This window comes from Methylobacterium sp. WL12 (assembly GCF_008039475.1).
GTDB lineage: Bacteria > Pseudomonadota > Alphaproteobacteria > Rhizobiales > Beijerinckiaceae > Methylobacterium > Methylobacterium cerastii.
In genome coordinates, this window is the sequence record NZ_VRUW01000129.1 from 1 (window position 1) to 9,465 (window position 9,465).

Sequence of the window (9,465 nt, forward strand, 5' to 3'; positions counted from 1 at the left end):
GGAGCCAGACGGGGGCGGGATCAGCGTGTTTTCCGGGAGCCCCCGCAGCGAGTCCCGGTCAGTTCAGCCGCCAGATCGCCGCGTTGAGCAGGCTCGCGAAGGCGACCCACGCGGCGTAGGGCACCAGCAGCCACGCCGCGATCCGGTCGACGCGCCAGCTCAGCTTGATCGTCCACAGCACCATCACGAGGAGGGCTAGCACCACCACGAGACCGGCTCCGAGGGCGTGACGCGTGAAGAACACCGGCGTCCAGGCGGCGTTGAGCGCGAGCTGCACGCCGAACGCCACGAGCGCCAGCCGCCAGCCCCCTTGCGCCGGCCCGGTGGCCGGTCGTGCGCCCAGCAGGCGCCAGAGCGAGACCACCATCATCACGTCGAGAATCGTCCAGGCGATCGGGAAGGCGGCGTTCGGCGGGTTGAAGGACGGCTTGACGAGGCCCGCATACCATCCCCCGATCTCGGACCCGGTCGCCAGCCCGCCGATCAGCGAGGTCGCCCCCACCGGCAGGATCGCGGCGGGCAGCCGCAGCCACCAGGGCAGGGTCGGCCGCGTCGGGACCTGCATCGGGGTGGCTTGGATGGGCGGCATACGGGGACCTCGTTGCGGATTCGGATCGCGATGTCGGTGTGGATCGTGTCAGGCGTGATGCCCCGACGCTAGGACGCGCGGCCGCCACACCCAGAACGCGCGGTCGCGGGAGATGGCAACTCCGATCGGCCCGACCCCTCGCCGTCATCCCGGGGCTGCGCAGCAAAGCCCGGGATTCAGTGCCGCCGACGGCTTCAGCTGAAGCACGACCTGCGGTTCTGGATTCCGGGCACGCCCTCGGCGACCCGGAATGACGGTGACAACCTCGCATAAGGCTTCACGTCGAAACATCTGCCGTATCCCGGGACGTGGAGGCGCGCGGACACGCCAGCGATGACGCTGGCGGCGCGATGCGCTATCGGACGCCGCCATGACCCTGCCCGTCGACACCCAGCCCGAACCGGACGCTCCGCAGCCCCCCACCTGGTCGAAGCGCACGCTCGCCGCGCAGGCGATGGGGCACGTCGACCCGGTGACCCGCGCGGTGGTGGCGCCGCTGCACGTGTCGACCACCTTCATCCGCGACCCCGACAACGGCTATTCCTCCGGCTTCTCCTACGCGCGGCCCGACAACGCGACCGTGCGCGAGGCGGAGGCCGTGCTGGCGATGCTGGAGGAGGCGCCGGCCGCGATGCTGTTCGGCTCCGGCATGGCGGCGGCGACCGCGGTGTTCGGCGCGCTGGAGCCCGGCGACCACGTGGTCGCGCCGGCGGTGATGTACTGGGCGCTGAAGCGCTGGCTGCGTGAGGAGGCGCCGCGGCGGCGGCTCGACCTCGACTTCGTTGCCATGGACGACCTCGACGCCCTGCGGCGGGCGATGCGGCCGGGGCGGACGAAGCTCGTCTGGATCGAGACCCCCGGCAACCCGCTCTGGACGGTGACCGACATCGCCGCCGCGGCCGAGATCGCGCATGCGGCGGGTGCGCGGCTCGCGGTCGACTCCACCGTCGCCTCGCCGTTCCACACCCGGCCGCTGCGCCTCGGCGCCGACCTCGTCATGCATTCCGGCACCAAGATCCTGAACGGCCATTCCGACGTCGTCGCCGGCGTCCTAGCCACCGCCGCGCAGGACGCCGCCTGGACCCGGATCGGTTCGATCCGCGCCGGCGGCGGCGCGATCCTCGGGCCGTTCGAGGCCTACCTCCTGATGCGGAGCCTGCGCACTTTTCCCTTGCGTGCCGCCGCGCAATCCGCCGGCGCCCTCGACCTCGCTGCCCGCTTCGCCCAGCACCCGCACGTCGAGCGGGTGCTGTATCCGGGCCTGCCCGACGACCCGGGCCACGCGGTCGCCGCGCGGCAGATGGAGCAGGGGTTCGGGGCGATGCTGTCGATCCGGGTCGCCGGGGGCGAGGCGGCGGCGATCGCCACCGCCGCGCAGGTGCGCCTGTGGAAGCGGGCGACCTCGCTCGGCGGCGTCGAAAGCCTGATCGAGCACCGCGCCTCCGTCGAGGGGCCGGGCACCCCGTGCCCGCCCGACCTGCTGCGACTCTCCACCGGTCTCGAGGACCCGGACGACCTGTTCGCCGACCTCGCCGCGGCGCTGCGGGCCGCGCATCCGGGAGCGTGAGCGGCTCCCTGTGGAATCATTTCTGGTCCGGCGGGACCCCCGGGCCGGCTGCGCGTTGTGCCTGACACCTTCGGGGCGCGTTCCACGCCGAAAGATCAAGAGCGGACCATGACGACACGCATCCTTGCCGGCGCCGCGCTCACCGGGGCCCTGGCGCTCGCCCTCCTCGCCGCCCCGGCGGCCTCGACCCGGGCGCTCGCCGACACGGTGCCGAGCCTCGACATCACGAAGACCTGCCAGTCGGCGAGCCGCGCCAACAGCGGCGTCAGCGACCAGGCCAACGTCGACGGCTGCCTGCGCTCCGAGCGGGACGCGAAGAAGGAGGCCGAGCGCCGCTGGGGCGACTACACGCCCTCGGCCAAGCGCCAGTGCGAGGACCAGTACAAGGCCGGCGGCTACCCGTCCTACGTCGAGATGGTGACCTGCCTCGAGCTCGCCAGCGGCACCGTGCCGACCCAGCCGAATTCCGGTGGCACCGCCACAGGCGGCCCCGGCGCGCCGGGCGCCAAGGCGGCCCCGCAGGAATCGGGCAGCCGCAACCTCACCCGCGAGCCGGCCGCGAACCAGCGCACCAACCCGATAGAGGTGCTGGACAAGAAGTAGGGGCCCGGATGTCAGCCACTTCGAAACTCGGAAGTCCTCTGCTCGAAGGCCGCACGGCGGTGGTGTTCGACGCCTACGGCACGTTGTTCGACGTGCACTCGGCGGTGCAGCGCCACGCCGACGCGGTCGGGCCGGACGCCGCGCGTTTGTCTGAGCTGTGGCGGACCAAGCAGGTCGAGTACAGCTGGAACCTGTCGCTGATCGGGCGCTACGTCCCGTTCTGGCAGCTCACCGAGCGGGCGCTGGATTTCGCCCTGGCCAGCCACGCGAGCGTCGACCCTGCCCTACGCGACACGTTGCTCGACGCCTACCGCGACCTCGACGCTTACGCCGAAGTGCCGGGCGTGCTGGAGCGGCTGCGGGAGCGCGGTCTCACCACCGCGCTCCTCTCCAACGGCGACGCGGCCATGCTCGGCCGCTCGGTCGATGCCGCCGGCATCCGGCCGCACCTCGACACGGTGCTCTCGGTCGACGCAGCCCAGGTGTTCAAGACGCACCCGCGCGCCTACGCCGTCGTCGGCGAGGCGCTCGGCGTGAGCCCGGAGGCGGTGCTGTTCTGCTCTTCGAACCGCTGGGACGTGGCCGGCGCCACCGCCTTCGGCTTCGCCTGCGCCTGGATCAACCGCGGCGCCAAGCCCGACGAGTACGCCGACCTGGCGCCGGTGGCGGTGCTGACGGATCTCGAAGGGTTGTTCTGAAGGGGGGGCGGCGCCTCCGGCACCTCTACGAACCGCTCATTTCACCACGATCCAATCCTCCACCACCAGGGCGTCAAGGCCGGTGGTGTAGAACATCAGGATCGCGTCTTCCGCCGTGTGAAGGATCGGCTTGCCCATCACGTTGAAGCTGGTGTTGAGCAGGATCGGGACGTTCGTGATCTCGGCAAAGGCCGCGATCAGCGCGGCGTAGGCCGGGTTGCGCTCCGGCGTCACGCTCTGGAGCCGGCCGGTGCCGTCGGCGTGCACCACCGCCGGGACCTGGTCGCGCTTGGATTCGCGCCACACCAGGGTGCGCTCCATGTACGGGCTGTCGGCGTAGGCCTCGAACCAGTCGGGGCCGGCCTCGGCCAGGATCGAGGGCGCGAAGGGGCGGAAGGCCTCGCGGTACTTCACCTTGGCGTTGAGTGCGTCCTTGGCGCCCTCCGGCCGCGGGTCGGCGAGAATCGAGCGGTTGCCGAGCGAGCGCGGGCCGAACTCGGCCCGGCCCTGGACCCAGCCGACGAGGCCGCCGGCCGCCAGGATCTTCGCCGCCTCCCGCGTCGCCGCCGCGTGGCCGACGCGTCGCGCGCTTGGCTCCCACTCCGCCAGCCGCTCCATCGGCGCGGTCGAAACGTGCGAGCCGAGGTAGGGGGTGAGCGGGCGGGTCTCGGGCGCCGGCCCGGTCCAGTCCGGGTTGTCGGCGGCGTAGGCGAGCCAAGCCGCACCGATCGCGTTGCCGTCGTCGCCCGGCGCGGACGGGACGTGAAGCCGGCAAAATTCCGAACGTTCGAGCACCCGGCCGTTGTAGGACGAGTTGAGGCCGCAGCCGCCCGCGATCACCAGGTTCTCGTGCGGGCTCAGGACCCAGGCCTCGGCGACGAGGACGTCCATCAACTCCGAAAACACGTCCTGGCCGCTCTTGGCGAGATCGGCCCAGCCGGCCTCGCCGAGGTCGGCCGGGCGGCGGCTCAGGATCGTCGCGACGACATCGCGCACGGTGGCGTCGTCGGAGAACTTCAGGCGGCCGTTCTCGGCCGAGAACAGGCGGCGGAGCTGCGCGACGAGGCCCGGATCGGTGCGGCCGTAGGGCGCGAGCCCCATGATCTTCCATTCCTCGCCCTTGAGCTGGTCGAAGCCGGCCAGGTCCGTGACGAGCCCGTAGAGGAAGCCGACCGAGCCGCGACCGCGGTGGCGCCGCACCTCGGCGATGCGGCCCGTCTCCATCCGGTAGAGCGCCGCCGCCCCGGTCTCGCCCATGCCGTCGACGATCACCGCCGTCGCGTCCGAGAACGGGCTGCCCCACAGGGCGTAGGCCGCGTGGGTAAGGTGGTGGGGGAAGCGGTCCTGCCGCACGATCCGCGCCCGCGGGTCGCCGCCGCGGCTCCGCGTCTCCTGGTCGAGCGCCAGCAGGGTGCCGTAGCCGGCACGCGCCTGGGCGATCGCCATCTCGGCGACGAAGATGCGCTCGGCGCGCTCGGGCACGAACGAGCGGTTGAGCGTCGGCGGGTGCCGGCTCAAGGCGTCGAGGGTGAAGGCGCCGCCGCGGCCCTGCCCCTCCAGGAACTCGGTGAATTGCTGCCCCCAGGTCGAGGCGACGACGAGCTCGGAGCCCTGCGGCACGAATTCGGCGAGCAGCCCGACCATGCGGGTGGCCGGGTCGGGCTCGCAGTTCGGGGCGCGCTTGTATTGCAGGAACCGCTCGGCGCCCTCGGCGAAGAGGACGGTGCCGTCGGGCCCGATCAGCGCGAGCGCAGGGTCGTGGAAGGTGGTGGCGAGGCCGAGATAATACCGCATCGCCGACCGGGTTAACGCCGCGGCGCCCACCCGGCAACCGCCGCTCAGGCGCGGGGCGCCCGCTCCAGGCGGCGGGCGAGGCGGGTCGCGCCGTAGACCTCGCCGAGGCGCCGGCGGGCGGCGTGGATCGGGGGGGCGGTCCGCTCGGCGTGGGCGGCGGCGATCACCCGCAGGGTCGCGGCGACGGAGCGCTCCAGGCGCTGCTCGTCCTGCGCCGTCACGGCGCGAGCCTTCACGGTTTCGATCATCGGGATGCCCCTTCTGGTCCTGCCTTCGTCCGGGCGGCGACCGTCGGCGACAGCATCCGGGGCTGGCTGGGCCGCAAGATGGCAGCTTGGCCGTGGCACAGGCGAAGCCGATACCGGGTCGGCTCGAAGGCAGGTCCGAGCGTCGCGGGTCCCGCCGCGCCTGAGGACGCGGCGACCATCAAGGGGGCTAGGGCGTCGGGGGCGCCGACTGCGCACGCACGACCGCGCGGGCGACCTCGAGTACCGTCCGACGGCCTGCGTCGCCCTCGATTGCGTCCCACAGGGTCAGCAGCTCCCGGGCCTCGGCGACTGGGCGGCCGTCGTCCTTGCCGTTCGCCAGGTCGTCGACGGTACACCGCAGGGCCGTCGCGATGCGCTTCAGCGTCTGAGCGGTGCGCTCGGACGGTGAGGTGTCGGTCATGCAGGGATCTCGATGCGGCATCGGCGTCACGGCGAGAGGCGGGAAGGGGCGGAACGCGGGCGGACGGCGGCGATCACGGCGCGGCGGCGCGCCCGCGTCTCGGCCCTCGTCCCGTTCTCCAGAGGATCGGGCCTACCGGCTTCGACGCGGACGTCGCGAAGCCCGCGGCACGCGTCGGCGGAAGGTGTCGTGGAGATGTCGAAGATGCGCATGACGGACGCCGAAGACTATCGTTTCGACGAAGGCTTGCCGATCCTGGAAAAGCATTCGGTTCCGATAAAAGGCATTCGATCGGAAGCATAGGCCGGATCCAGATCTACGAAACGCCGCAGCCGTCATCAGATGTGTTGTTTGTCCGATTTTAAACTAGAAGTGTCAAATGTGCGCGATTTTTACACTTCTATTGCGCATTTTTCATATCGGCCGTGGAGCTCGGATCGCCGGTCTCGCCGGAGGCTCATCCTGGGATTCAAGTCCGCCGGTCGGCGTCGCGCCGGGTCTCGGAGGGCGCGCGGCCGTACAACCGCCGGTATCGCGGCCCGAAATCGCTCATGTGGACGAAGCCCCAGCGCACGGCGATCTCGGCGATCGAATGCATCGCGTTGTTGTCTGAGAGCAGATCTTGGTGGACCCTGCGCAGGCGGCTGTCGATGATGTACTGGACCGGCGTCTGCCCGACGGCCTGCCGGAACTTGTCCTGCAGCGAGCGGACGCTGAGGCCGGCCGCGGCGGCGATGTCGGGCAGCGTCAGCGGGGCGGACAGGTGCGCCTCGATGTAGTCGAGGGCCGCGCGGACCGTCCGGGCCGGCGCGTCCAGCGTCGCATGCGGCACCGGCGTGTCGCGTTTCGGCCAGGCCGAGAGCAGCTGGTAGCTGAAGATCTCGCGGATCAGGGGAATGATCAGGTCGCCGTGTGGGTGCACGCCGGGGCTTTGCGCGTAGATCTGCCGTAGGCTGCAGAACAGGGCCTGCATGCCGGGGGCCGTCAGTTCGGCGACCGGGGCCGAGCGGCTGCAATCCGTCGCGGCTGCCGCCCGTGAGAGCTTCGTTGGCCGCGCCGCCAAGGCTTCGACGGAGATCGTCGCGCTGAGGGCGCTGAAGCCGGCGGAGGCGCGGACCTCACGCAGGTCCTCGAATCCGACCAGCGTGGTGTGCGTCGGGGTGCCGAGGGCTTCGCCGGAGCGATCGCGATAGGTGATGCAGCCGTTCGTGACGAAGCGGATCGTCACCAGTTCGGCGTTGAACTTCGGTTTGGTGATGAAGCCGCTCGACGAAGTCGTCTCCCATAGGGAAAAGCTCGCGCTCTGGCTGGCGACGATCGTGATGTCGGGCATCACCGAGCGCATGATGTCGAAGTTGACCGCGATGCCGCCGCGATCGTTGAAGACCTGAAGCTGACGCGGCGAGCCGAGGCGCGCGACGAAACGCTCCTGCGCACGCCACGCCGACGGGTCGCGCTGGGCCAGGCGCGTCATCGCGCAGGGCGTCCGGTCGACGGGCATGCGGCTCCGGCGACACCGGACGGCACGGCGGGCCCGATGCGGCGACGGGCGAACGATCGGAACGATGCGGCGTCGGACATCGCGGGCGGACCATCGGTTGCGGCGTCGGCGCCGGTCGGCCGGCCGGCACCGCGGATCATCGTTTAAGGGCAATCCGACGAAATTCCTAGGCGACGCCGATCGCCGAGACCTGCCGGCTACCAGGCGAGCCGTTCGATCACCGCGTCGGGCCGCACCGGCTGGCGCGAGAGCCAACCGGCGACGTCGCCGAGGCTGTGGTGGGCGGCCGTGACCCCGAGTTCCTCGGCATGGATCCCGCGGGCGACGAGCAGGCTGGCGATGCCGAAGCCATGCGCGCCGGCGATGTCGGTGCGGATCGCGTCGCCCACCGCCAGGACGCGGGCGGGGTCGGGCGCGGCGCCGTCGTCGAGGCCGGCGGCCATCGCCAAAGCCGCCTCGTAGACCGGCCGGTGCGGCTTGCCGGCATAGGTCACCGCCCCGCCGATCTCGGCATAGGCCTCGGCCAGCAGGCCGGCGCAGGGGATGAGCGAGCCGTCGCGCTCGACCACGAGGTCGGGGTTGGCGCAGATCATCGGCACGTCGCGGGCCTTCAGGGCGGCGAGCGTCGCGCGGTAATCCTCGGCCGTCTCGGTGGCGTCGTCGAACAGGCCCGTGTTGACCAGGAGGTCGCAGGCCTCGGCCGGCACCAGCGTCAGGTCGAGCCCTTCGAAGATCGGGCCGTCGCGCTCGGGCCCGAGATGGTGGACCCGCGCGCCGGGCCGCTCGGCCAGCAGCGCCCGGGTCAGGTCGCCCGAGGTGAGGATCGCGTCGTAGGCGCCCCGCGGCACGCCGTAGCCGTCGAGGATGCGCTGCACGCCGGCCCAGGGGCGGGGTGCGTTGGAGACGAGCACGACCCGGCGCGGGCGCGGCCCGAGCCGCTCGCGAAAGGCGATCAGCGCCGCGCCGGCGGCCGTGTGGGCGCGGGTGCCGTCGTGCAGCACGCCCCAGACGTCGCACAGGATCAGGTCGTAGGAATCCGCGATGCCGGACAGGCCGGACAGCGTCGGGATCGGATCGGGCATCGGCGGTCTCGGACGGATTTTTTGGGGCGGTCGCCGGCCGGGTTAGGCGCCGTGGCCCGGGTTGGCAATCGCGGGCGCTTTGCGCGATCGGCGGTCCCGGCGTAGCCTCACGGGATGAACGTGACGGTGCCCATCCCCGACGACCTCGCCCGCCGCCTCGCGGCCGACGGCGGCGACCTCGGGCGCCGTGCGCTCGAGGCCTTCGCGGTCGAGGAGTTCCGCGCCGGCCGGCTGACCCAGGCCGAGCTCCGTGCCCTGCTCGGGTTCGGCACCCGCGCGGCGCTCGACGCCTTCCTCAAGGCCCGCGACGTGTTCGTCGCCTACGACGTGCCCGACCTCGACGCCGACCGCCGCGACCTCGACCGCCTCGGCCTTTAGATCCGTTGCGCGCCGTCGCAGATACCGGGCCGCTCCATTACCTCGTCCTGATCCGTCGGATCTCGGTGCTGCCGATCCTGCTGACCGGGGTCTCGATCCCCGAGACGGTGCGTCGGGAGTTGAGCCATCCCGAAGCGCCGGTTCTGGTGCGCGGCTGGATGTCGGCGCCTCCGCCCTGGCTCGCGATCGAGCCCGATCCGACCGGGTCGGACCCGTCGCTCGGGAGGCTGGATGCCGGCGAGCGCGAGGCGCTGCGCTTGGCCTCCGCTCTCTCGGCGGACCTGATCCTGATGGACGATCGCGCCGGCGTCGGTGCGGCGCGGGCCAGGGGGGTCGCCGTCACCGGCACGCTCGGGATCATCGATCTGGCTGCGCGGCGCAGGCTTCTCGACGTGCGCGACGCCGTCGACCGGCTGCGGGCGACGAACTTCCGTTGCAGACCCATGCTCTTCGATGCCTTGATCGCCCGGCACCCCGAGCCCTGACGCTCAGCTCGCCCGGCGCAGGAACGCCCGGAACGGGCGGCGCTCGGGGGCCGGCTCGGGCGGGTCGTCCGGGGCAGGCGGCGCGGAGGGGACCGGCGG

11 protein-coding genes are annotated in these 9,465 nt (G+C 71.9%); 5 read left to right on the forward strand and 6 right to left on the reverse strand.

Annotated features, from left to right (window positions below):
- Positions 1 to 58: 58 nt before the first annotated feature.
- Positions 59 to 589: a TspO/MBR family protein gene (locus FV226_RS25785; RefSeq protein ID WP_147765164.1), complete on the reverse strand. Its 531-nt coding sequence runs from the start codon at positions 587 to 589 to the stop codon at positions 59 to 61.
- Between the two features lie 370 nt (positions 590 to 959).
- Between FV226_RS25785 and FV226_RS25790 the strand changes: the two genes are divergently transcribed.
- From FV226_RS25790 to FV226_RS25800, 3 genes are all read left to right on the forward strand, one after another.
- Positions 960 to 2,156: a PLP-dependent aspartate aminotransferase family protein gene (locus FV226_RS25790; RefSeq protein WP_147765165.1), complete on the forward strand. Its 1,197-nt coding sequence runs from the start codon at positions 960 to 962 to the stop codon at positions 2,154 to 2,156.
- A gap of 108 nt (positions 2,157 to 2,264) precedes the next feature.
- Positions 2,265 to 2,759 carry a hypothetical protein gene (locus tag FV226_RS25795; protein ID WP_147754071.1) on the forward strand — a complete coding sequence of 165 codons (495 nt, stop codon included), beginning with the start codon at positions 2,265 to 2,267 and terminating at the stop codon, positions 2,757 to 2,759.
- 8 nt (positions 2,760 to 2,767) lie between these two features.
- Entirely contained in the window at positions 2,768 to 3,457 is a 690-nt protein-coding gene (locus tag FV226_RS25800) for a haloacid dehalogenase type II (protein ID WP_147765166.1), read from the forward strand.
- 36 nt (positions 3,458 to 3,493) lie between these two features.
- Here the strand turns inward: FV226_RS25800 and FV226_RS25805 are convergent, their stop codons facing one another.
- The 5 genes from FV226_RS25805 to FV226_RS25825 form a co-directional block, all read right to left on the reverse strand.
- Positions 3,494 to 5,251, reverse strand: coding sequence for a carbamoyltransferase C-terminal domain-containing protein (locus FV226_RS25805; RefSeq protein ID WP_147765167.1), 1,758 nt, complete (start codon positions 5,249 to 5,251; stop codon positions 3,494 to 3,496).
- Positions 5,252 to 5,295: 44 nt separating this feature from the next.
- Positions 5,296 to 5,499 (reverse strand): hypothetical protein, encoded by a 204-nt coding sequence (locus FV226_RS25810; RefSeq protein WP_147754068.1) that lies wholly within the window; start codon positions 5,497 to 5,499, stop codon positions 5,296 to 5,298.
- 187 nt (positions 5,500 to 5,686) lie between these two features.
- Positions 5,687 to 5,920, reverse strand: coding sequence for a hypothetical protein (locus FV226_RS25815; protein ID WP_147765168.1), 234 nt, complete (start codon positions 5,918 to 5,920; stop codon positions 5,687 to 5,689).
- Positions 5,921 to 6,389: 469 nt separating this feature from the next.
- Positions 6,390 to 7,421, reverse strand: a complete 1,032-nt coding sequence (locus FV226_RS25820; protein WP_147765169.1) for an AraC family transcriptional regulator — start codon at positions 7,419 to 7,421, stop codon at positions 6,390 to 6,392.
- Between the two features lie 197 nt (positions 7,422 to 7,618).
- Positions 7,619 to 8,503, reverse strand: a complete 885-nt coding sequence (locus tag FV226_RS25825; protein ID WP_147765170.1) for a TIGR01459 family HAD-type hydrolase — start codon at positions 8,501 to 8,503, stop codon at positions 7,619 to 7,621.
- A 114-nt stretch (positions 8,504 to 8,617) separates the two neighbouring features.
- Between FV226_RS25825 and FV226_RS25830 the strand changes: the two genes are divergently transcribed.
- Positions 8,618 to 8,881, forward strand: coding sequence for a UPF0175 family protein (locus FV226_RS25830; RefSeq protein ID WP_147754063.1), 264 nt, complete (start codon positions 8,618 to 8,620; stop codon positions 8,879 to 8,881).
- Between the two features lie 5 nt (positions 8,882 to 8,886).
- Entirely contained in the window at positions 8,887 to 9,366 is a 480-nt protein-coding gene (locus FV226_RS25835; RefSeq protein ID WP_147765171.1) for a DUF3368 domain-containing protein, read from the forward strand.
- Positions 9,367 to 9,465: the final 99 nt, after the last annotated feature.

Excerpts from the sequence above, each read along its gene's own strand:
- FV226_RS25800 (WP_147765166.1), top strand. The coding sequence starts at position 2,768 with ATGTCAGCCACTTCGAAACTCGGAAGTCCTCTGCTCGAAGGCCGCACG.
- FV226_RS25790 (WP_147765165.1), top strand. The coding sequence starts at position 960 with ATGACCCTGCCCGTCGACACCCAGCCCGAACCGGACGCTCCGCAGCCC.
- FV226_RS25830 (WP_147754063.1), top strand. The coding sequence starts at position 8,618 with ATGAACGTGACGGTGCCCATCCCCGACGACCTCGCCCGCCGCCTCGCG.
- FV226_RS25825 (WP_147765170.1), bottom strand. The coding sequence starts at position 8,503 with ATGCCCGATCCGATCCCGACGCTGTCCGGCCTGTCCGGCATCGCGGAT.
- FV226_RS25810 (WP_147754068.1), bottom strand. The coding sequence starts at position 5,499 with ATGATCGAAACCGTGAAGGCTCGCGCCGTGACGGCGCAGGACGAGCAG.
- FV226_RS25795 (WP_147754071.1), top strand. The coding sequence starts at position 2,265 with ATGACGACACGCATCCTTGCCGGCGCCGCGCTCACCGGGGCCCTGGCG.
- FV226_RS25820 (WP_147765169.1), bottom strand. The coding sequence starts at position 7,421 with ATGCCCGTCGACCGGACGCCCTGCGCGATGACGCGCCTGGCCCAGCGC.
- FV226_RS25815 (WP_147765168.1), bottom strand. The coding sequence starts at position 5,920 with ATGACCGACACCTCACCGTCCGAGCGCACCGCTCAGACGCTGAAGCGC.
- FV226_RS25785 (WP_147765164.1), bottom strand. The coding sequence starts at position 589 with ATGCCGCCCATCCAAGCCACCCCGATGCAGGTCCCGACGCGGCCGACC.
- FV226_RS25805 (WP_147765167.1), bottom strand. The coding sequence starts at position 5,251 with ATGCGGTATTATCTCGGCCTCGCCACCACCTTCCACGACCCTGCGCTC.